Raw genomic sequence first — 22677 nt, 5'->3', positions numbered from 1 at the left:
AGCTTTTTTCACATTTCTGTCATATCGGTCAAAAAGCCCCGAAAACACGAAAGCCGACCTCTAGAGGTCGGCCTTCGTCGTGCCTTCTACTTACAAGCTAGGGAACGCGAATTGCGAAGCTTCATGGCTCGCACGTTGCGGCCAGCGCTGAGTGATGGCCTTGCGACGCGTGTAAAAGCGCACACCGTCCGGGCCATAGGCATGCAGGTCGCCGAACAGCGAACGCTTCCAGCCGCCGAAGCTGTGGTAGGCAACCGGTACCGGCAGCGGTACGTTAACGCCGACCATGCCGACTTCGATCTCGTCGCAGAACAGACGCGCTGCTTCACCGTCACGGGTAAAGATGCAGGTGCCGTTGCCGTATTCGTGATCGTTGATCAGCTTCATCGCCTCTTCCAGGCTGTTGACCCGGACCACGCACAACACCGGCCCGAAGATCTCTTCCTTATAGATGCGCATTTCAGGGGTGACGTTGTCGAACAGGCAGCCGCCGAGGAAGAAGCCCTCTTCATGACCCGGAATGCTCAAGCCACGACCATCGACCACCAGGGTTGCGCCCGCTGCCACGCCGTCATCGACATAACCGCTGACCTTGTCCCGCGCCTGACCGGTTACCAGTGGGCCCATGTCCAGACCGCACGAAGTGCCGGCACCGATTTTCAGCGCCTTGATCTGAGGGACCAGTTTCGCCACCAGCGCATCCGCCACCTGATCACCGACACACACCGCGACCGAAATCGCCATGCAGCGCTCACCGCAAGAACCATACGCTGCGCCCATCAGCGCGCTGACCGCATTGTCCAGATCCGCATCCGGCATCAGTACCGCATGGTTCTTCGCCCCGCCCAGCGCCTGAACGCGTTTGCCGCGCTTGGTGCCTTCGGCGTAGATGTACTCGGCAATCGGCGTCGAGCCGACAAAGCTCAGCGCTTTGACTTCCGGCGCTTCGATCAGCGCGTCCACTGCAGTCTTGTCGCCATGCACCACGCTCAGTACGCCTTTCGGCAGACCGGCCTCGATCAGCAATTGAGCGATCAGCAGCGTCGAGCTTGGGTCACGCTCGGACGGCTTGAGGATGAAGCAGTTACCGCAGACGATCGCCAGCGGGTACATCCACAGTGGCACCATCGCCGGGAAGTTGAACGGTGTGATACCGGCAACCACGCCCAGTGGCTGGAAGTCCGACCAGGCATCGATGTTCGGGCCGACGTTGCGGCTGTACTCGCCCTTGAGAATTTCCGGGGCAGCGCAGGCGAACTCGACGTTCTCGATACCGCGCTTCAGTTCACCGGCAGCATCTTCGAGGGTCTTGCCGTGCTCTTCGCTGATCAATTGCGAGATGCGCGCTTCGTTCTGCTCCAGCAGTTGCTTGAAACGGAACATCACTTGGGCTCGCTTGGCCGGAGGGGTGTTGCGCCATGCCGGGAACGCAGCTTTGGCGGCGTCGATTGCATGTTGAATGGTTTCGCGGGTGGCCAGCGGCAGCTTGTGGATCGCCTGACCGGTGGACGGGTTGAACACATCAACCGCACGACCGTTCTCGGTCACCAGTTCGCCATTGATCAAATGCGGGATAACGCTCATCGAAAACTCCTGAATTCTTGTGTACAGACGCCCGCATGGGGCGCCTGTTATTCGCAGGTATATATAGAGGGGAAAATCAGTCGAGCTTGTTCAGCACTTCGCCAACCGCGTCGAACAGACGATCGAGGTCTTGCGGCTTGCTGTTGAAGGTTGGGCCGAACTGCAGGGTGTCGCCGCCGAAGCGCACGTAGAACCCGGCTTTCCACAGGGCCATGCCGGCTTCGAATGGACGCACGATGGCGTCGCCGTCACGAGCCGCGATCTGAATCGCACCGGCCAGGCCGTAGTTACGGATGTCGATGACGTTTTTCGAACCTTTCAGGCCGTGCAGGGCATTTTCGAAATGCGGGGCAACCTCGGCCACGCTCTGCACCAGGTTTTCCTTTTGCAGCAGGTCGAGTGCCGCCAGGCCAGCGGCGCACGCCACCGGGTGGGCCGAGTAGGTGTAGCCGTGGGGGAATTCCACCGCGTATTCCGGAGTCGGCTGATTCATGAAGGTCTGGTAGATCTCGGAGCTGGCAATCACTGCGCCCATCGGAATCGCGCCGTTGGTGACTTGCTTGGCGATGCACATCAGATCCGGGGTCACGCCAAAGCTCTCGGCGCCGAACATCGAACCGGTGCGGCCGAAGCCGGTAATCACTTCGTCGAATACCAGCAGGATGTTGTGCTGATCACAGATCTCACGCAGACGCTTCAGGTAACCCTGAGGCGGAACCAGCACACCAGCGGAACCGGCCATCGGCTCAACGAAAACCGCCGCGATGTTCGACGCGTCGTGCAGTTCGATCAACTTCAGCAGTTCATCGGCGAGGGCGATACCGCCCTGCTCCGGCATGCCACGGGAGAATGCGTTGCTGGCCAGCAGCGTGTGCGGCAGGTGATCGACGTCCATCATCGCCTGACCGAACAGCTTGCGGTTGCCGTTGACGCCGCCGAGGCTGGTGCCGGCGATGTTCACGCCGTGATAGCCACGGGCACGGCCGATCATTTTGGTCTTGGTCGACTGACCTTTCAGGCGCCAGTAGGCACGGACCATTTTCACCGCAGTGTCGGCACATTCGGAGCCGGAGTCGGTGAAGAACACATGGTTCAGATTGCCCGGAGTCAGGTCAGTGATTTTCTCGGCCAACTGGAACGACAACGGGTGGCCGTACTGGAAGCCTGGCGAGTAATCGAGGGTGCCCAGTTGCTTGGAAACCGCTTCCTGGATTTCCTTGCGGGTGTGCCCGGCGCCGCAGGTCCACAGACCGGACAGCGAATCGTAGATCTTGCGGCCCTTGTCATCGAACAGCCAACTGCCCTCGGCACCGACGATCAGACGCGGATCGCGCTGGAAGTTGCGGTTGGCGGTGTACGGCATCCAGTGCGCGTCCAGCTTCAGTTGGCTGGCCAGTGGCGACGGCGCGTTTTCAGGCATGTTCATCGGGCAAAACCTCGCAGGGCATAAGCATCAGGGAGATAGAAAGCGTTGTTGCAGCTAAATTGCCACGCGGATAAAGTCGGTGAAATCCAACTTTTCTAACCTTCAGTTAGAAGCCTGCTAAACAATGAGAACAACAGCATGAGCAGTCGCCGCCCCGATCCGCTGGCCCAGGTCAGTGACTTTGATATTCGTCTGCTGCGGATTTTCCGCAGTGTCGTGGAGTGCGGCGGCTTCTCGGCGGCGGAAACCGTGCTCGGCATCGGTCGCTCGGCGATCAGCCAGCAAATGAGCGATCTTGAACAGCGCCTTGGCCTGCGCTTGTGCCAGCGTGGCCGCGCCGGGTTCTCGTTGACCGAAGAGGGCCGCGAGGTTTATCAGTCAGCGCTGCAACTGTTAAGTGCGCTGGAAAGTTTCCGCACCGAGGTCAACGGCCTGCACCAGCACCTGCGTGGCGAACTGATCATTGGCCTGACCGACAACCTCGTCACCCTGCCCCACATGCGCATCACCCATGCCCTCGCCCAGCTGAAGGAGCGCGGGCCGGACGTGCAGATCCAGATCCGCATGATCGCGCCCAATGAAGTCGAACAAGGCGTGCTCGACGGTCGCCTGCATGTCGGCGTGGTGCCGCAGGCCAGCGCACTGTCGGGGCTGGAATATCAGCCGTTGTACAGCGAGCGCTCGCTGCTCTATTGCGCGGTCGGCCACCCGCTGTTCTATGTCGATGACAAGCAACTGGATGACGAACGTCTTAATAGTCAGGACGCAATTGCGCCGACGTTTCGTTTGCCGGCGGAGATTCAGGCGCATTACCAGGCGCTCAATTGCACCGCCAGCGCTTCCGACCGCGAGGGCATGGCGTTTTTGATTCTGACCGGGCGTTATATCGGTTATCTGCCGGATCACTACGCCAGCCTGTGGGTGCAGCAAGGGCGCTTGCGTGCGCTGAAATCGACAACGCGGTTTTATGATTTGAGTCTGGCATCGGTCACGCGCAAGGGGCGGCGCCCTCATTTGGTGCTGGAGAGCTTTCTCGAAAGCCTCGCTGCGACGCGTTGAAAGCAAGATCAAAAGATCGCAGCCTTCGGCAGCTCCTACATTTGGCGATCGCAACCCCTGAAAGCTGAGCAATTGGACAGGTTTTTGCAGTGAAGGCTGAACTCGATCCCTGAACAAGAAGCCCTCAGCCATGCAGCCAGATTCTGAAACGTCCAGCGACCTGATCTACGGCCTCGACGATCGTCCCAAACCACCCGCCGCGATCCTCGCTGCCCTGCAACACGTGCTCGCCAGTTTCGTCGGCATCATCACCCCGCCGTTGGTGATCGGCTCGGCCCTCGGCCTGACCGCGCATCTGCCGTACCTGATCAGCATGGCGCTGATGGTGTCCGGGGTCGGCACCTTTATTCAGGCGCGGCGGCCGTTCGGCATCGGCGCCGGGATGATCTGCTTGCAGGGCACCAGTTTTGCCTTTCTCGGCGCGGTGCTGTCGGCCGGGTTTCTGGTCAAGCAGCGTGGCGGCAGCCCGGAAGACATTCTGGCGATGATCTTCGGCGTGTGCTTTTTCGGCGCCGTGGTACAGATCGTCCTCAGCCGTTTCATCGGGCAGTTGCACCGGGTCGTCACGCCGCTGGTGACCGGGATCGTCATTACCCTGATCGGCGTCAGTCTGATCAAGGTCGGCATCACCGATCTGGGTGGTGGTTTCAATGCGCCGGACTTCGGCGCGCCGGGCAATCTGGCGCTGGGGGTGTTCGTGTTGCTGACGATCATCCTGCTCAATCGCTCGAACACGCCGTGGGTGCGGCTGTCGGCAATCATCATCGGATTGCTGCTCGGCAGTCTGGCCGCGTGGTTCAGTGGCAAACTGGTTCCGCAGGCGTTGCCTGACTTGCCCCTGGTCAGTCTTCCCACACCGTTCAAGTTCGGTTTCAGCTTTGACTGGACGGCTTTCCTGCCCGTTGCGCTGATTTATCTGATCAGCACCATCGAAACCGTCGGCGACCTCACGGCCAACTGCATGCTCGCCCGCCAGCCGATCAGCGGCCCCTCTTATATAAGCCGACTGCGCGGCGGCGTGCTCGGTGACGGCGTGAGCTGCATGATCGCCGCCACTTTCAGCGCCTTCCCCAACACCACGTTTGCGCAGAACAACGGCGTGATCCAGTTGACCGGCGTCGTCAGCCGCTATGTCGGGCTGTACATCGGCGCGATTCTGTTTTGTCTTGGCCTGTTCCCCATGATCGGCGCGGTGCTGCAGCAGATCCCGAAACCGGTGCTCGGCGGCGCCACCCTGGTGATGTTCGGCAGCGTGGCGGCAGCCGGTGTTCGGATTCTCGCGCAGTCGCCGCTGGACCGACGCAGCATGCTGATCATCGCCACCTCACTCGGCGTCGGCCTGGGCATTGCCGCGCAACCGAACCTGCTGCACCTGTTGCCGAAACTGGTGCAAAACCTGTTCGACTCGGCGATCACCAGCGGTGGCCTGACCGCGATCATCTTGTGCCTGTTGCTGCCGGAGGCGAAAACCACCAGCGTCGAATCCGCCGCGCCGCTGAACAAGATCGAACAGGCGTAACGGTTTTATTGCATCAGGACTTGTCGGATGCCTGTGGGTGCGTTATCAACGCAACTGGTTGCACCCACAGACAAACCGGAAGTGCCTATGACCTTTGAAGTCCCCGCTCACGGCGGCAAACCCGCCAGCCGCATTCGTCAGAAGAACGAAGAGACCATCCTCAAAGCCGCCGAAGACGAGTTCGCCCGTCACGGTTTCAAAGGCACCAGCATGAACACCATTGCGCAGAATGCCGGGTTGCCCAAGGCGAACCTGCATTACTACTTCACCAACAAGTTGGGGTTGTACGTGGCGGTGCTGAGCAACATCATCGAACTGTGGGACAGCACCTTCAACACCCTGACGGCCGAGGATGATCCGGCCGAAGCGCTGACCCGCTACATTCGCGCCAAGATGGAATTCTCCCGCCGCCAACCGCAAGCCTCGCGGATCTTCGCGATGGAAGTGATCAGTGGCGGCGAATGCCTGACCGAGTATTTCAACCAGGATTACCGCGCCTGGTTCCAGGGCCGCGCAGCCGTGTTCCAGGCGTGGATCGATGCGGGCAAGATGGACCCGGTGGATCCGGTGCACCTGATTTTCCTGCTGTGGGGCAGCACCCAGCATTACGCCGACTTCGCCACGCAGATCTGTCGCGTCAGCGGTCGCAGCAAGCTGACCAAGCAGGACATGGAAGACGCCGGCAACAACCTGATCCGCATCATTCTCAAAGGCTGCGGCCTCACCCCGACTATTTAAGACGTTTATGCCTTTCACCCTCAGCGGTTTTTGCGAGTACCGCGAAGAGATTCGCAAGAGCCGCTTCATCACCTTCGCGGCGCCGATCGGCAGCCCCGCCGACGCGCAGGCGTTCTTCGAACAACACAGCGACTTGAACGCCTCGCATAACTGTTGGGCGTGGAAGCTCGGTGCGCAATACCGCAGCAACGACGATGGCGAACCCGGCGGCACCGCCGGACGACCGATTCTGGCGGCCATCGAAGCGCAGGATTGCGATCAGGTCGCAGTGCTGGTGATCCGCTGGTATGGCGGCATCCAACTGGGCACTGGCGGGTTGGCCCGGGCCTATGGCGGCGGCGCGAACAAGTGCCTGCAAGCGGCGGCGAAAGTCGAGTTGATCAGCCGTGTGCCGCTCAGTTGCGCCTGCGGCTTTGCCGAATTGGCATTGGTGAAGCTGCGGGTGGCGGATCTGGGTGGGTTAATCGTCGAAGAAAACTTCACCGCCAATGGCGTGGAGTTGCAGTTGGCGCTGGGCGAGGCGCAGATCGAGTTGCTGCAAACGCAACTGGCGGATTTGAGCCGTGGGCGGATTGTGCTACAGCGTTAGAAGGCTGCGATCTTTTAGGGCATCGACGGATTCCTTTATTCCAATAACTTGCCCACATCTGCTGTGCACCCGACTGTGGATAACCTGAGTACATTCCGCTGTAACCCTTCTGTCACGTGGCTTTGCGGGATTTGTTCACTTTTCGCGCAATTCACATGAAGAAAGTTTAATTACGCGTAAAAACAATCAGTTAGAGCTGTTTATCGCCATTGGGAGATAGCACTCCCGCGCTTATGCCAAGGTTTTCTGATTGCGCACAAATACTGTGGAGCAACCTGTGGATAACCCGTTCATGACTCGCGCAGTCGCAGGTTCTGCATAGCTCCCGACAGTTTGCTCGTTTTTTAACCAAATATCCGCGAGCAAAACTGGAGCCTGATCAACACCTTTGCTCCCAATTGGTGCCGAAGAATTCACCGACTTTCCGCCGAGGCCCTACTCCAGCCGTTCGCACTCAAGGGATGCGAAGATTCCTGACTCAATGGCCAGGAAATTGCTTTATCCACAGGCACAACTCCAAGCCAGTCGAGCCTGTCATGCCAAGCCCAGATTCAACGCCGCGCCTGCAACTGCGCCAGATCAGCAAACGCTATCCCGGTTGCCTGGCCAATGACGCCATCGACCTGTGCATCGCGCCCGGGGAAATCCACGCGCTGCTCGGTGAGAACGGCGCGGGCAAAAGTACCTTGATGAAGATCATCTACGGCGTCACCCAGGCCGATGCGGGAGAGATGCTCTGGCAGGGGCAGCGCGTAAATATCCGCAACCCGGCGCAGGCGCGACAGTTGGGGATCGGCATGGTGTTCCAGCATTTCTCGCTGTTCGAAACCCTCAGCGTCGCGCAGAACATTGCTCTGGCCATGGGCGCCAAGGCCGGCACGCCGAAACAGCTTGAGCCGAAGATTCGCCAAGTGTCGCGCCGCTACGGCATGGCGCTGGAGCCGGAGCGACTTGTCCACAGCCTGTCGATTGGCGAGCGGCAACGGGTGGAGATCATTCGTTGCCTGATGCAGGACATTCGCCTGCTGATTCTCGACGAGCCGACGTCGGTGCTGACGCCGCAAGAGGCCGACGAACTGTTCATCACCCTGCGCCGCCTCGCCGCCGAGGGCTGCAGCATTCTGTTTATCAGCCACAAACTCGCGGAAGTGCGCGCCCTGTGCCATAGCGCCACGGTTCTACGCGGCGGGCGCGTCGCCGGGCATTGCGTGCCGGCCGAATGCTCGGATCAGCAGTTGGCGCAGATGATGGTCGGCGCAGCGGCGGCGTTGATCGGCGAATACCCGAAAGTCAGCGGCAGCACGGACTTTCTACGGGTCTACGGTTTGAGCTGGCACAACCCCGCCCCCTTCGGCTGCTCGTTGAGCGACATCAACCTGCAAGTACGCAGCGGGGAAATCGTCGGTATCGCCGGGGTCGCGGGCAATGGACAGGATGAGTTGCTGGCGCTGCTCAGCGGTGAACAAACCCTGCCCCGCGACAGCGCGATAACCATTTGTTTCGCCGGGCAAGCGGTCGCCGATTTGCGCCCGGATGCGCGGCGCCAACTCGGTCTGGCATTTGTTCCGGCAGAACGCCTGGGCCACGGCGCGGTGCCGGAACTGAGCCTTGCCGACAACGCCTTGCTCACGGCCTTTCAACAGGGACTGGTGCGCAACGGTTTGATCGAGCGCGGCAAAGTCGAAGCCCTTGCCCAGCAGATCATTCAGCGTTTCGGGGTGAAAACCCCGGGCACGCAAGCTGCCGCACGCAGCCTGTCCGGCGGCAATCTGCAGAAATTCATTCTTGGCCGGGAAATCCTTCAGCAACCGAAACTGCTGATCGCCGCGCACCCGACCTGGGGCGTGGACGTCGGCGCAGCGGCGACCATTCACCGCGCACTGATTGCCCTGCGCGATGCCGGCGCGGCGATCCTGGTGATTTCCGAAGACCTCGACGAACTGTTCCAGATCAGCGACCGCCTCGGCGCCCTGTGCGCGGGGCGTCTGTCGCCGCTGCAGAACACTACCGACACCCTGCTGAGCGATGTCGGCGGCTGGATGGCCGGGCACATCAACCACGCGCATTCATCGGCCACGGCCTGACGGAGTTTTCCCAACATGCTGCTTTCCCTCGAACCCCGTGGCCAGCAATCGCGCCTGATGTTGTGGTGCTCGCCGCTGCTGGCGGCGCTGCTGACCCTCGGCTGCGGCTCGCTGTTGTTCATCGCCCTGGGGCATGACCCGCTGCAAACTTTGCATACGCTGTTGATCGCACCGGTCAGCGATCTGTATGGCGTCTCCGAACTGCTGGTCAAGGCGCTGCCGATTCTGCTCTGCGCACTCGGTCTGGCGGTGGCTTATCAAGCGCGGATCTGGAACATCGGCGCCGAAGGCCAATTGCTCCTCGGCGCACTCGCCGGCAGCGCCTTGGCGGTGAACATCATCGACCTGCAAAGCCGCTGGGCACTGGTGCTGATCCTGCTCACCGGCACCTTCGCCGGCGCCGCTTGGGCCGGGCTGACGGCATGGCTGCGCACGCGCTTCAACGCCAACGAAATCCTCACCAGCATCATGCTCAATTACATCGCGCTGAACCTATTGCTGTTCTGCGTGCACGGGCCGCTGAAGGATCCGGCCGGCTACAACTTTCCCGAGTCGGCGATGTTCGGCGACGCCAGTCGCCTGCCGCTGCTGATGGAGGATGGCCGGGTGCACGCCGGGGTGTATTTCGCCCTGCTCGCGCTGGTTGCGGTGTGGGTGTTGTTGCAGAAAAGCTTTGTCGGTTTCCAGATCAAGGTGCTCGGTCTGGACAAGCGTGCGGCGGGGTTTGTTGGTTTTCGCGAGAAACGTCTGATCTGGCTCGCGCTGTTGATCAGCGGCGGCTTGGCGGGGCTGGCCGGGGTCTGCGAAGTCACCGGGCCGATCGGGCAATTGGTGCCGCAAGTCTCGCCGGGCTATGGCTATGCGGCGATCACCGTAGCGTTTCTCGGCCGGCTGAATCCGATTGGCATTCTGTTCTCGAGCTTGCTGATGGCGCTGCTGTACATCGGCGGCGAGAGCGCGCAGATGACCCTGAATCTGCCGCAAGCGATCACCCAACTATTCCAGGGAATGATGCTGTTTTTCCTGCTGGCCTGCGACGTGCTGATTCTCTATCGGCCACGCCTGAAACTGCGCTGGGCACGGCGCACTTCGACCACCGCCGTAACCGCCGGAGCGCTGTGATGGATATCGATCTGTTGAGCAATATTTTCTACGCCATGGTGCGCTGCGGCACGCCGCTGTTGTTGGTGGCGCTGGGTGAGTTGATCTGCGAGAAGAGCGGCGTGCTCAACCTCGGGCAGGAAGGGATGATGCTGTTTGGCGCGGTGATCGGTTTTATCGTCGCCCTCAACAGCGGCAACCTGTGGCTCGGCGTGTTGCTGGCGATGCTCGCGGGGATGCTCTTGTCTTCGCTGTTTGCCCTGGTGGCGCTGGTGTTCAACGCCAATCAGGTGGCGACCGGTCTGGCGCTGACGATCTTCGGTGTGGGCCTGTCGACCTTTGTCGGCGCGGCGTGGGTCGGCAAGCCGCTGGCCGGATTCGAGCCGTTGGCGATTCCGTACTTGAGCGAAATTCCGCTGATCGGCCGGATGCTGTTTGCCCAGGATTTGCTGGTGTATCTGTCGTTCGCGCTGTTTGCGCTGATGGCGTGGGTGATCATCAAAAGTCGTGTCGGCTTGATCATTCAGGCCGTTGGCGAGAACCCGGATGCGGCCAGTGCCATGGGCTTGCCGGTGCTGACCGTGCGCACACTGGCGGTACTGTTTGGCGGAGCGATGGCCGGGTTGGCGGGGGCGTATCTGTCGCTGGCGTACACGCCGATGTGGGCGGAAAACATGACCGCCGGGCGCGGCTGGATTGCGCTGGCGCTGGTGGTTTTTGCCAGTTGGCGGGTGTGGCGCTTGTTGCTCGGGGCGTACCTGTTCGGCCTCGCCAGCATCCTGCACCTGGTGGCGCAGGGGTTGGGTCTGGCGATTCCGTCGAGTCTGCTGGCGATGCTGCCGTATGTGGCGACGATTGTGGTGTTGGTGCTGTTGTCGCGGGATGCCGTTCGGACTCGGCTGTATGCGCCAGTTTCGCTAGGGCAGCCGTGGCAGGCCGGGCATTAATGGTTGTTTGCAAGGGCCTCTTCGCGAGCAAGCCCGCTTCCACAGGTTCTGCGGCGATCACACAGTTCGCGAACGACACTAACCCTGAGGGAGCGGGCTTGCTCGCGAAGGCGTCCGAACGGGCAACACCTGAGCCACGCCCCACGCCAGTTCAAAAACCAGAAAAACCACCAGCAGCGAACTCGCGCCATGGGCCAGGGCATACCCCTGCCAAGCCGCAAACAGAAACCGCGCCACCGCGTCATAGCGCCCATAAAGCGCCTGCGGATCACGAATCCGCAGCACCGCCCACACGCACACCACCGAACCCAACAGATTCGCCATCAACATATGCGCCGGCGCGAACGCCGGCAGTTCACCGGGCAAATCCAGCGCCTGACTCAGCGCCGTCAACGCCCCATGCAACGCGGCAAAACTCCACGGCGTGGCAAACGCTGCCGTGACGATCAGGTCATACCAGGCGCTGCCGCGCACCACGTTTCGATACTGGGTCGAAGTCCACATCGTCCTTGCTCCAAAATTTGAGGAGCAACCACGGTAAAGCCTGGAGTATGCTCCAGGGTCAATACCTCTTTTGAGACCCCGCATGCGCATCGGTGAATTAGCCCAGGCCAGCGCCGTCAGCCGCGATACCTTGCGTTTCTACGAGCAGCGCGGGCTGATCGCGGCGCAACGCAGTGCCAACGGTTACCGCGACTACCCGCCGGAAATGCTGCAACTGGTGCTCTACATCAAAACCGCGCAGCGCCTGGGTTTTACCCTTGGCGAAATCGGCAACAGCGTCGCCGCGTTGTGGAACGCGCCCGACCCGGAAAACGCCGTGGCGCAACTGCTGCGCGACAAACTGCAATTGATCGAAACCCGCATGAGCGAACTCGATGTGTTGCGACGAGAGTTGCAACAACGGCTCGGTCAGGCGTGTCCATTGAATCCATGAACCGTAACTTTCAAGGAATCCCGTCATGTCCCAGGCAAAAAACGCACTGATCATCGGCGCCTCCCGTGGCTTGGGCCTCGGGCTGGTGAAAACCCTGCTGGCCGACGGCTGGCAAGTGACCGCCACCGTGCGCAATCCGCAAAAGGCAGAGGCGCTGCAAGCGCTGGGTAACGTGCGGATCGAGAAACTTGACATGGACGACCAGCAAGCAGTGATCGCCCTGAGCCAACAGCTCAAGGGCGAGACCTTCGACCTGCTGTTCGTCAACGCCGGGGTCAAAGGTCCGGAGGTGCAAACACCGGGCGGCGCGACACTGGCCGAAGTTGGCCAGCTGTTTTTCACCAACGCCGTGGCGCCGATCAACCTCGCGCAGCGCTTCGTCGGGCAGATCCGCGACGGCAGCGGCGTGCTGGCGTTCATGAGTTCCGGCCTGGGCAGCGTCACCGTACCGGACGCGCCGGAGCTGGCGCTGTACAAGGCGAGCAAGGCCGCGCTGAATTCGATGACCAACAGTTTCGTCACCCAGTTGGGCGAACAGAAACTCACCGTGCTGTCGCTGCATCCGGGCTGGGTGAAGACGGATATGGGCGGCGAAGGGGCTGACCTGGATGTGGAGACCAGCACTCGCGGGCTGATTGATCAGGTGAATGCGTATACCGGCAAGGGCGGCCATCACTTCATCAACTACAAGGGTGAAACCATTCCCTGGTAAGCACTGAAAATCCCAATGTGGGAGCGAGCCTGCTCGCGAATGCGGTGTGTCAGACAATGGATGTATCGACTGATACGACGCCTTCGCGAGCAGGCTCGCTCCCACAAGGGTTGTGTGGTGAATGGTCGGGTTGGGCTTGCCCGATCCGGCGATTTGTTTGAAACTCCGCACCTCGTCCTTCGCGGCGACCCTGGATCAGCAGACAGGGCAACACTGAGCTGGCAACCCTGAACCCAACTTTCAGAGGAGCCGGCCACAATGCCTGCGACCCGTACCTGGTTAAAAAATCCCCTCGCCATTTTCACGGCCAACGCGCTCGATGCCCGTAGCGGTCTGGTGCTGCAAGACGGCGTGATCGTCGAAGTGCTCGCTGCCGGTCAGCAACCGTCAGCGCCATGCAATGAAGTGTTCGATGCCCGCGAGCATGTGATCCTGCCGGGCCTGATCAACACCCATCACCATTTCTATCAAACCCTGACTCGCGCCTGGGCGCCGGTGGTCAATCAGCCGTTGTTCCCGTGGCTGAAAACCCTGTACCCGGTGTGGGCGCGGCTGACCCCGGAAAAACTCGCCCTCGCGACGAAAGTGGCTTTGGCTGAATTGCTGCTGTCGGGTTGCACCACCGCCGCCGACCACCATTACCTGTTCCCGGACGGTCTGGAAAACGCCATCGACGTGCAAGTCGACACCGTGCGCGAACTGGGCATGCGCGCCATGCTCACTCGCGGTTCGATGAGCCTCGGCGAGAAGGACGGCGGCCTGCCGCCGCAACAGACCGTGCAGGAAGGTCAGGTGATTCTCGACGACAGTCAGCGCCTGATTCACGAGTACCACGAGCGCGGCGATGGTGCGCAGATCCAGATCGCCCTGGCACCGTGCTCGCCGTTTTCGGTGACCCCGGAAATCATGTCGGCCAGCGCCGAGCTGGCGAATAAACTCGACGTGCGTCTGCACACGCACTTGGCGGAAACCCTCGACGAAGAGGATTTCTGCCTGCAGCGTTTCGGCCTGCGCACCGTGGATTATCTGGACAGCGTCGGCTGGCTCGGCCCGCGCACCTGGCTGGCCCATGGCATCCACTTCAACCCGGATGAAATCGCTCGCCTCGGCCAGGCCGGCACCGGTATCTGCCATTGCCCGAGTTCGAACATGCGTCTGGCCTCCGGCATCTGCCCGAGCATCGATCTGACCGATGCCGGTGCGCTGTTCGGTCTCGGCGTGGATGGTTCGGCCTCCAACGACGCGTCGAACATGATTCTAGAAGCGCGGCAGGCGCTGTACATCCAGCGTCTGCGTTACGGCGCCGAGAAGATCACCCCGGAGCGCGTGCTCGGCTGGGCGACCAAGGGCTCGGCGAGCCTGTTGGGGCGTACCGACATTGGTGAGCTGGCGGTGGGCAAGCAGGCGGATCTGGCGTTGTTCAAGCTGGATGAGCTGCGTTTCTCGGGCAGCCATGATCCGATTTCGGCGCTGCTGTTGTGCGGTGCCGATCGTGCGGATCGGGTGATGATTGGCGGCAAGTGGCGCGTCGTTGATGGCCAGGTTGAAGGGCTGGATCTGAAGGGCCTGATCGCCGATCACAGCCAGGCGGCTCGCCAGTTGATCGCCGGGACCTGATCCCAACACTAAACCCTGTGGGAGCGGGCTTGCTCGCTCCCACATTTGGATTTGTGTATGTCCTTAAAGGCCCAGCAGGGAGAGCATGATAAATGTCGCAAACAGCACAAAGTGCGTCATGCCCTCGATCGCATTGGTCTCGCCGTCATTCAGGTTGATCGCACTGACGATCAGCGTGATGAAGATCATCACTGTCTGCACCGGGGTCATCGCCATCTGAAACGGCTGGCCGGTGTAGAGCGCCATCGCTTCCATCACCGGCACGGTGAGGATCACCGTCGACAGTGACGCGCCCATCGCGATGTTGACCACCGACTGCATGCGGTTGGCCAACGCGGCACGCAACGCCGTCAGAATCTCCGGCGCAGCGGAAATCGCCGCCACCAGAATCGCCGTGATCACCGGCGGTGCGCCCGTGCCTTCCAGGCCCAGATCGAGGGTTTTGGACATCACTTCGGCCAGTGCGCCGATCACCACCACCCCGAACACCAGAATGCCGATCGACCACGCCAGGCTCAGCGGTTTCGGCTCATCCTCCACCGGTTCTTTCTTGCGGCGCTTGTCCGGGTAGCTGTAGCTGAAAAAGTAACTGTGCGGCCCGACCTGCATGCGCAGAAACAACGCATAAAGCACCACCATCGCACCGATGGTGAACGCCGAGTAAATCTTCCAGTTGGCCGCCGGAATAAACTCCGGCACCACCATCGATACGCCCATCGCGGTGAGGATCATCACGCTGTAGCTGCGCGCCGAATCATCGTTGTACGACTGCTCGCCATGCTTGAGCCCGCCCATCAACGCGGCGAGGCCGAGGATGCCGTTGATGTCGAGCATCACCGCCGAATAAATCGTGTCACGCACCAGTGTGGCGGACGCCTCGTTGCTCATCATGATCGCCAGGATCACCACTTCCACCAGCACCGCCGCGAGGGTCAGGATCATCGTGCCGTAGGGGTCGCCGACTTTTTCCGCGAGCAGTTCAGCATGATGGGCGACGCGCATCGACGCGGCGACGATGAAGGCGATCAGCACCAGGCCAGAAATCAGCGCGACGATCTGTCCGCTTTGCAGCATCCAGTGTTCCAGCGGATAGGCGATGCACGCGGCAATCACTGCCAGCAATAGAAAGCTTTCTTGCTTGAAGATCGTGAGCATGGCGGGCCTTTTTGCCGAGAGGTTCGAATGAGCTACTGACTGCGGGGCGGCGCTAACGTTTCGTTACACCTTAGCGCACCAGCCGATGGCAGCTGGTTTCAGCCATGCACTTTTATCGTTCCTGCCGGCCTCTTCGCGAGCAAGCCCGCTCCCACATTTGATCGCGTTGACCTGTGGGAGCGAGCCTGCTCGCGAAGGCCATCACACGGTTTCAAACCAGTTTGTTGTCCTGTTGGTCAGCAATTTGCATTGCCCCTGTCCACACACAACAAAATGGAGCTCCAATTCATGCAAATACGTCCGCTGCACAAACTGCTGTGCGCCGCCATCGGTCTGGGGATCAGCCTGAGCGCCAGCGCTGCCGATCCGCTGAAGGTCGGTTTCGTCTACATCGGCCCGATCGGCGACCACGGCTGGACGTATCAGCATGAGCAGGGGCGCAAGGCGCTGGCGGAGAAATTCGGCGCGCAGATCACCACCAATTACGTCGAGAACGTGGCCGAGGGCGCTGACGCCGAGCGGGTGATCCGCAACATGGCCAAGGACAACTACGACCTGATCTTCACCACCTCCTTCGGCTACATGAACCCGACGCTGAAAGTCGCCAAACAGTTTCCCAAGGTGACCTTCGAACACGCCACCGGCTACAAGCAGGACAAGAACCTCGGCACCTATCTGGCGCGCACCTACGAGGGTCGTTATGTCGGCGGTTTCCTCGCGGCGAAGATGACCAAGAGCAAGAAGATCGGCTACGTCGCTTCGTTCCCGATTCCGGAAGTGATCCGCGACATCAACGCGATCCAGCTGGCGCTGAACAAGTACAACCCTGGCACCGAGATCAAGGTGGTGTGGGTCAACTCGTGGTTCGACCCGGGCAAGGAAGCCGATGCCGCCAACGCACTGATCGATCAGGGTGTGGACGTGGTGTTCCAGCACACCGACAGCCCGGCGCCGATCCAGGCCGCCGAACGGCGTGGCGTGTACGCCGTGGGTTACGCCTCGGACATGGCGCACTTCGGCCCGAAAGCGGTGCTGACCTCGATCGTCAACGACTGGGCGCCGCACTACATTCAAGCCACGCAAAGCGTGATCGACCACAGCTGGAAATCCCAGGATTACTGGGGCGGGTTGAAGGAAGGCACGGTTGAACTGCCGATCAGCGATCTGGTACCGGCGCCGGTGAAAGCCGAGGCCGAGCAGATCATTGCCGACATCAAGAGCGGTACGCTGCAACCGTTCACCGGGCCGATCAAGGATCAGGCCGGGGTCGAGAAAATCCCGGCCGGAGTGAGCGCAACCAATGCCGAACTGGCGTCGATGAACTATTACGTGGAAGGGATGAAGGCCGAGATGCCGAAGTAATCCCGGCCCCACCACCCTTCCCCTGTGGGAGCGGGCTTGCTCGCGAAAGCGGTGTGTCAGGCACCGATGATGTTGAATGACACACCGCTATCGCGAGCAGGCTCACTCCTACAATGGTTCTTCAGCGTTCTTTAGGATTGTGTATGGATCAGCTCCCGATCATCGACATCAGCCCGCTCTATAGCGACGACCAAAACGCCTGGCCTGCCGTGGCGGAAAAGATCGACCAAGCCTGCCGCGAATGGGGCTTTTTCTACATCAAGGGCCACCCGATTTCCGCACAGCGCATCGACTCGCTGCTCGACCACGCCCAGCGCTTTTTTGCGCTACCGGCAGAAGAAAAACTGCAGATCGATATCACCCAGACCCGCCACCATCGCGGCTACGGCGCCATCGCCACCGAACAGCTCGACCCGGACAAACCCAGCGACCTGAAAGAAACCTTCGACATGGGCTTGCACCTGCCGGCGAACCATCCCGAAGTGCTCGCGGAAAAACCCTTGCGCGGGCCCAATAGACATCCGCCAATCGCCGGTTGGGAAGCGCTGATGGAGCAGCACTACCTCGACATGCAGGCGCTCGCGCAAACCCTGCTGCGTGCGATGACGATTGCGCTGGGCATCGAACGCGACTTCTTCGACACTCGCTTCCATCAGCCGGTCAGTGTGCTGCGGATGATCCACTACCCGCCGCGCCACACCGCCAGCAGCGCCGAGCAGCAAGGCGCCGGAGCGCACACCGATTACGGCTGCATCACGCTGCTCTATCAGGACAGCGCTGGCGGCCTGCAGGTCAAGAACGTGCGAGGCGAATGGATCGACTCGCCGCCCATAGACGGCACCTTCGTGGTCAACCTCGGCGACATGATGGCGCGCTGGAGCAATGACCGTTATCGCTCGACGCCGCACCGGGTGATCAGTCCGCTGGGGGTGGATCGCTATTCGATGCCGTTCTTCGCCGAGCCGCATCCGGACACCCGTATCGAATGCCTGCCCGGTTGCCAGGACGCACAGCATCCGGCGAAATATCCGACCACCACCTGCGCCGAATTCCTGCTGTCGCGCTTCGCCGATACCTACGCCTATCGTCGCGAGCCGCAAGCGGTGTGATGGATCGCTTGGTCAGGTTTTGCCAATTGTTTCGGCGCGCATCTGTAGAATGGCCGCCATCTGCACCTGATGAGAAAAGAATATGTACGATTGGCTCAACGCCCTGCCCAAGGCCGAACTGCACCTGCATCTGGAAGGCTCGCTGGAGCCTGAGTTGCTGTTCGCCCTGGCCGAACGCAACAAGATCGCCCTGCCGTGGAGCGATGTCGAAACCCTGCGCAAGGCCTACGCCTTCAACAACCTGCAGGAATTTCTCGACCTGTATTACCAGGGCGCCGATGTGCTGCGCACCTCGCAGGACTTCTACGACCTGACCTGGGCCTACCTGCTGCGCTGCAAAGCGCAGAACGTGATTCACACCGAACCGTTCTTCGACCCGCAGACCCACACCGACCGTGGCATCCCGTTCGAAGTGGTGCTCAACGGCATCGCCGCGGCACTCAAGGATGGCGAGCAGCAACTGGGCATCACCAGCGGTTTGATCCTGAGCTTCCTGCGCCACCTGAGCGAAGACGAAGCACAGAAAACCCTCGATCAGGCGCTGCCGTTCCGTGATGCGTTTGTCGCCGTCGGCCTCGACAGTTCCGAGATGGGTCACCCGCCAAGCAAGTTCCAGCGTGTGTTCGACCGCGCCCGTGACGAAGGCTTCCTGACCGTCGCCCATGCCGGTGAAGAAGGTCCGCCGGAGTACATCTGGGAGGCTATCGACCTGCTGAAAATCCAGCGCATCGACCATGGCGTACGCGCCATCGAAGACGAGCGCCTGATGCAGCGGATCATCGACGAGCAGATCCCGCTGACCGTGTGCCCACTGTCGAACACCAAGCTCTGCGTGTTCGATCACATGTCGCAGCACAACATCCTCGACATGCTCGAGCGTGGGGTGAAGGTCACCGTCAACTCGGATGACCCGGCGTACTTCGGCGGCTACGTCACCGAGAACTTCCATGCGCTGCATGAGCACCTGGGCATGACCCAGGATCAGGCCAAGCGCCTGGCGCAGAACAGCCTGGATGCGCGCCTGGTAAAACCATAAAAACGCTGAAGTTCCAATGTGGGAGCGAGCCTGCTCGCGAAGGCTTCGTGTCAGTCACAGTTTGAGTTGTCTGACACACCGCTTTCGCGAGCAGGCTCGCTCCCACATTTATACCGGTGTCGACTCTGCCAGCTCTTCCAGCGTCCTGCCCCGCGTCTCCATCCCGAACAGCCACACCACCCCCGCCGCAATCGCAAAGCACAGCGCCCCCAGCGCAAACACCCCACCCTGCCCGGTAATCGGGAACACCAAGCCGGTCACAAACGGCCCGAGCAACGAGCCGACGCGACCAATCGCCGAGGCAAAGCCCGAGCCGGTGGCGCGCGCCGAGGTCGGGTACAACTCCGGCGTGTAGGTGTAGAGCACTGCCCACATGCCGAACAGGAAAAACTGCATCAGCAACCCGGAGCTGATCAGCAACGCGACGTTGCCGCCGAACACCGCGCTCTGTCCGTAGAGAAACGCCATCACCCCGCCGCCGAGCAACGTCACGATGCACACCGGCTTGCGCCCCCAGCGTTCCACCAGCCACGCCGCCATCAGAAACCCGGGAATCCCGCCCAGCGATATCAGCACGGTGTAATACACCGACTGGGTCACGGCGAAACCCGACTGTTGCAACAACGCACTGAGCCACGACGTCAGCCCGTAGAAACCAAGCAAGGCGAAAAACCACAGGCTCCAGATCATCGTGGTGCGCTGGCGGTATTGTGGCGACCAGATCTGCTTGAGCGCCGAGAAGAAGTTGCCCGGCGGCGTCACTGTCCTTGGCAGGCGCACCGGCTCCGGCAGCGTCGCGACACCGAGCGATGTACGCACACGCGCCTCGATGGCGCTAAGGACCTTGTCCGCCGCTGCATGGCGTCCGGCCTGTTCCAACCAGCGTGGTGATTCGGGGATAAAGAACCGGATCGCCAGCACGAATACCGCCGGCACCGCCAACACCAGAAAGATATCGCGCCAGCCAATCAACGGCAGCAAGAAGTACGACAGCACCCCGGCGGCGACAAAACCCAGCGGCCAGAAACCGTCCATCAATGCAATGTAGCGTCCGCGTCGTTGCGCCGGGATCAGCTCGGACAGCATCGACTGCGCAATCGGAAACTCCATGCCCATGCCGATTCCGAGCAGGATGCGGAACAGCGTCAGGCTCTCGACCGTTTGCGCGGTCGAACACAGGTAACTGGCCACGCCCCACAGCACGATGCTCCACTGGAACACCGGCTTGCGCCCGAAGCGGTCGGCGAGCAGGCCCGACAGCGACGCCCCCAGCACCATGCCGAAAAAACTCGAACTGGCGAGCAGGCCCGCTTGCGCACTGCTCAAGCCAAACTCGGTTTTGATCGAGCCGAGCAGGAACGTCATCATGGCCAGGTCCATGGAATCGAAAAAGAACGCCAGGGCGATGATGATGAAAATGACCCGGTGATAACCGCTGAGCGGTAGCCGTTCCAGGCGTTCTGCCGCGCTGAAGTTTCGCGTATCCATGTCCCATCCCCCCTCCACAATGTGTGCGGATCGAGTGTGCGGGATTACGCCTCAGCGCTTTTTCTGGATACGACCTGTTCGCAGTCACAGGCGACGCCAGCGTCGAAGTGTCGGCCGGCGAACGCTCTATTACGCCAATTCCAGCTCGGTTTCCTTGGCGAAACGATGGATTTCACGTTGCCCGGCCGGGGTCACCTGCAACGCGCGGGAGTCCTTGGGCAGCGCCAGCCAGCCGGACTGCATGAACAGTTGCAGCACCGCCGCGCCGAGTGAGCCGCCCAGGTGCGGGCGACGTTCGCTCCAGTCCGGACAGGCGCACGCCACCTGGGCCTTGCGATGGGCGAGGGCCTGAATGAACACCCCGCGGTTGGCCAGTTGTGTCGAGCCTTTGAGCGTCACCACGACCCGCTGCTCGATCTGTTCGAGCCAGCCGGCATCGAGCAGACGCTGATACAGATCGGCGGCCAGCGTGCCCCCCAAATGGTCATCGCAAAAGCGCGCACGCAGCAGCGAAGACGGCGCGGTCTGGGGATTGGCGCTCGGCGTCGAGCGTTTGAATACGTGAGGAATGTCCCGCGGTGCGCTGGCGATCGTGGCGCTGGCCAGAGCTTCGATGGCCGCTGCGATTTCCGGGGCAGCCAGGCGGAAAAAGCGCTTGCGCCCACGAACCTCGACCTTCAACAGGCCCCCGCCGGACAAACGCCCCAGATGCGCACTGGCCGAGGATGGCGACAACCCTGCCAGCAGCGCCAGCTCTTCGGTCTGGCGGGCCGAGCCATCCATCAACGCCCACATCATCGCACTGCGCTTGGGGTCGGCCAGCAGCGTGGCGATCTGGCTGATGCAAGGTGCATGTTCCATGTATTCACTCCCTGTTGAATCGTATCGTCTACTGCTCGAAGACATCTTGACCACTAATGTGTCGTCGGCCAAGACGGGTAAAACGCCATGAACCGGAGCACGCCAGGCCAGTGCTGCTGCCCCCGTCAATGGCGTGTCCGCGGCGTTTGTACAGCGCTCGCCCAGCCCTGCAAAAACCGGCCGGATTCTGTCCTGGCCGGTTATCGGTGCAGGTTTGAGGCGGTGGCTAGTATAAGCGGGATGCACGCCGCTTCCTGCGCCGTGGCTGACACGAATGGTGATAGTTCCTGAGAGAAATTTCGCTAATTGCCTGCGACTAATGATCAACTTTCGGGAAATGGGGAAATTGACTACTCAATTCGGCGCATCGGCTGGCGAGCATTTCCCTCAAAAGGTTCACCGGCTTACTCAATTGTGCGCGATGGGCGCACAACAGATTCAGCGGAGCTCGCTCGCAGAGCAGTTCCGGCAGCAACACTTTGAGGCGTCCGGCGAGGACATCCGCGCCGACATCGAGCCACGACTTGTAGGCGATTCCTGCCCCCGCCACCGCCCACAACCGCACGACGTCGGCGTCATCGCTGAAGCGATCGCCACTGACCGTCAGCCCGACTTCACGTTTGCCGTCATGAAAACTCCAATGGTCGTGCACGCGACTGCCGAGCATGTACAGCAGGCAATTGTGCTGCGCCAGTTGTTCGAGCTGACGCGGCTCACCGTGGCGCGCCAGGTACGTTGGAGATGCGCAAAGCACGCGGCGATTGTCCGGGGCGATGGGTAAGGCGACCAGACTCGAGTCCTCCGGCTCGCCATAGCGCAGGGCGATGTCCACCGGCTGGCGGAACAGGTCGGCGATGCGGTCACCGAGCAGCAGGCGCACGGTCAGCTTCGGATGCTCGCGTTGAAACTCGTCGAGCCATGGCAACAACAGGTTGCGGCCGAAATCCGAAGGCGCCGACAACTGCAGGATGCCGCTGACCTGATCCTGCGCGCTGGAGAGAAAACGCCGGCCTTCGTCCAGCGAACTCAACGCGGCCCGGGCATATTCGAGAAAGCCTTCGCCCTCGGCAGTCAGGCGCAGGCTGCGGGTCGAACGCGCCAGCAGACGCACACCCAGTTGCTGTTCGATACGTTTGAGCGCGGCGCTGGCCACCGCGGCAGACATGTCCATCACCCGCGCCGCCGCAGACAGGCTGCCCAGATCCGCCGCGCGAACGAACAACTGCAAATCGTCGAAACGCAGCATTCTCAGCCTCGATTATCAAAAAAATATTGAAAGAGACTGCTCTTTTAGCCGGTTTTATCGCGCCGAGAAATAGCCAATGATCTGCTCAAGCGAATTTATCCCGCGAC

Annotated in this window: 20 protein-coding genes; 13 read left to right on the top strand and 7 right to left on the bottom strand. The window is 61.2% G+C overall.

Annotation, left to right across the window (positions count from 1 at the left end; genetic code table 11):
- Positions 1-90 precede the first annotated feature (90 nt).
- Both M0814_RS27825 and M0814_RS27820 read right to left on the bottom strand, forming a co-directional pair.
- Positions 91-1584 (bottom strand): CoA-acylating methylmalonate-semialdehyde dehydrogenase, encoded by a 1494-nt coding sequence (locus M0814_RS27825; protein ID WP_003221397.1) that lies wholly within the window; start codon positions 1582-1584, stop codon positions 91-93.
- Positions 1585-1660: 76 nt separating this feature from the next.
- Positions 1661-3010, bottom strand: coding sequence for an aspartate aminotransferase family protein (locus M0814_RS27820; RefSeq protein WP_003221395.1), 1350 nt, complete (start codon positions 3008-3010; stop codon positions 1661-1663).
- A gap of 138 nt (positions 3011-3148) precedes the next feature.
- Here M0814_RS27820 and M0814_RS27815 point away from each other — a divergent pair, with 138 nt between their 5' ends.
- The 7 genes from M0814_RS27815 to M0814_RS27785 all read left to right on the top strand — a co-directional run bounded on the left by M0814_RS27815 (position 3149) and on the right by M0814_RS27785 (position 11047).
- Positions 3149-4069, top strand: coding sequence for a LysR family transcriptional regulator (locus M0814_RS27815; RefSeq protein WP_007968115.1), 921 nt, complete (start codon positions 3149-3151; stop codon positions 4067-4069).
- A 130-nt stretch (positions 4070-4199) separates the two neighbouring features.
- Positions 4200-5588, top strand: coding sequence for a nucleobase:cation symporter-2 family protein (locus tag M0814_RS27810; protein WP_103484552.1), 1389 nt, complete (start codon positions 4200-4202; stop codon positions 5586-5588).
- A gap of 87 nt (positions 5589-5675) precedes the next feature.
- Positions 5676-6326, top strand: a complete 651-nt coding sequence (locus tag M0814_RS27805) for a TetR/AcrR family transcriptional regulator (protein ID WP_103484553.1) — start codon at positions 5676-5678, stop codon at positions 6324-6326.
- 7 nt (positions 6327-6333) lie between these two features.
- Positions 6334-6915 carry a YigZ family protein gene (locus M0814_RS27800; protein WP_103484554.1) on the top strand — a complete coding sequence of 194 codons (582 nt, stop codon included), beginning with the start codon at positions 6334-6336 and terminating at the stop codon, positions 6913-6915.
- Between the two features lie 536 nt (positions 6916-7451).
- Positions 7452-8999: an ABC transporter ATP-binding protein gene (locus tag M0814_RS27795; RefSeq protein ID WP_103484555.1), complete on the top strand. Its 1548-nt coding sequence runs from the start codon at positions 7452-7454 to the stop codon at positions 8997-8999.
- Positions 9000-9014: 15 nt separating this feature from the next.
- Positions 9015-10121 (top strand): ABC transporter permease, encoded by a 1107-nt coding sequence (locus M0814_RS27790; protein WP_103484556.1) that lies wholly within the window; start codon positions 9015-9017, stop codon positions 10119-10121.
- A complete protein-coding gene (locus M0814_RS27785; protein WP_103484557.1) occupies positions 10121-11047 on the top strand; it encodes an ABC transporter permease in 927 nt (308 codons plus the stop codon). Before M0814_RS27790 ends, M0814_RS27785 begins: the two co-directional genes overlap by 1 nt.
- 78 nt (positions 11048-11125) lie before the next feature.
- Here M0814_RS27785 and M0814_RS27780 read toward each other — a convergent pair whose 3' ends face one another.
- A complete protein-coding gene (locus M0814_RS27780; RefSeq protein ID WP_103484558.1) occupies positions 11126-11551 on the bottom strand; it encodes a hypothetical protein in 426 nt (141 codons plus the stop codon).
- Positions 11552-11633: 82 nt separating this feature from the next.
- Between M0814_RS27780 and M0814_RS27775 the strand changes: the two genes are divergently transcribed.
- The 3 genes from M0814_RS27775 (at position 11634) to M0814_RS27765 (ending at position 14313) form a co-directional block, all read left to right on the top strand.
- Entirely contained in the window at positions 11634-11984 is a 351-nt protein-coding gene (locus tag M0814_RS27775; RefSeq protein ID WP_103484559.1) for a MerR family transcriptional regulator, read from the top strand.
- 25 nt (positions 11985-12009) lie between these two features.
- On the top strand, positions 12010-12696 hold the full coding sequence (locus tag M0814_RS27770; protein ID WP_003221379.1) for an SDR family oxidoreductase: 687 nt from the start codon (positions 12010-12012) through the stop codon (positions 12694-12696).
- Between the two features lie 258 nt (positions 12697-12954).
- Positions 12955-14313, top strand: coding sequence for an 8-oxoguanine deaminase (locus tag M0814_RS27765; protein ID WP_103484560.1), 1359 nt, complete (start codon positions 12955-12957; stop codon positions 14311-14313).
- A 63-nt stretch (positions 14314-14376) separates the two neighbouring features.
- Here the strand turns inward: M0814_RS27765 and M0814_RS27760 are convergent, their stop codons facing one another.
- Positions 14377-15468, bottom strand: coding sequence for a calcium:proton antiporter (locus tag M0814_RS27760; RefSeq protein WP_103484561.1), 1092 nt, complete (start codon positions 15466-15468; stop codon positions 14377-14379).
- A gap of 288 nt (positions 15469-15756) precedes the next feature.
- On the opposite strand from M0814_RS27760, the gene M0814_RS27755 reads away from it, so the two are divergent.
- From M0814_RS27755 to M0814_RS27745, 3 genes are all read left to right on the top strand, one after another.
- Entirely contained in the window at positions 15757-16830 is a 1074-nt protein-coding gene (locus tag M0814_RS27755; protein WP_103484562.1) for a BMP family ABC transporter substrate-binding protein, read from the top strand.
- Between the two features lie 143 nt (positions 16831-16973).
- Entirely contained in the window at positions 16974-17939 is a 966-nt protein-coding gene (locus M0814_RS27750; protein ID WP_103484563.1) for a 2-oxoglutarate and iron-dependent oxygenase domain-containing protein, read from the top strand.
- 82 nt (positions 17940-18021) lie between these two features.
- Positions 18022-18975 carry an adenosine deaminase gene (locus M0814_RS27745; RefSeq protein WP_103484564.1) on the top strand — a complete coding sequence of 318 codons (954 nt, stop codon included), beginning with the start codon at positions 18022-18024 and terminating at the stop codon, positions 18973-18975.
- A gap of 108 nt (positions 18976-19083) precedes the next feature.
- Here M0814_RS27745 and M0814_RS27740 read toward each other — a convergent pair whose 3' ends face one another.
- The 3 genes from M0814_RS27740 to M0814_RS27730 all read right to left on the bottom strand — a co-directional run bounded on the left by M0814_RS27740 (position 19084) and on the right by M0814_RS27730 (position 22570).
- Positions 19084-20463, bottom strand: a complete 1380-nt coding sequence (locus M0814_RS27740) for an MFS transporter (protein ID WP_103484565.1) — start codon at positions 20461-20463, stop codon at positions 19084-19086.
- A 129-nt stretch (positions 20464-20592) separates the two neighbouring features.
- Entirely contained in the window at positions 20593-21324 is a 732-nt protein-coding gene (locus M0814_RS27735; protein ID WP_003221367.1) for a helix-turn-helix transcriptional regulator, read from the bottom strand.
- Between the two features lie 316 nt (positions 21325-21640).
- Positions 21641-22570 carry a LysR family transcriptional regulator gene (locus M0814_RS27730; RefSeq protein ID WP_103484566.1) on the bottom strand — a complete coding sequence of 310 codons (930 nt, stop codon included), beginning with the start codon at positions 22568-22570 and terminating at the stop codon, positions 21641-21643.
- Positions 22571-22677 lie beyond the last annotated feature (107 nt).

The sequence above is a fragment of the Pseudomonas sp. MWU12-2020 genome, assembly GCF_023100605.1.
In the GTDB taxonomy this organism is placed as follows: Bacteria; Pseudomonadota; Gammaproteobacteria; order Pseudomonadales; family Pseudomonadaceae; genus Aquipseudomonas; species Aquipseudomonas fluorescens_H.
The sequence above is the reverse complement of the archived record's forward strand: the minus strand, read 5'-3'. Positions and strand labels throughout refer to the sequence as shown.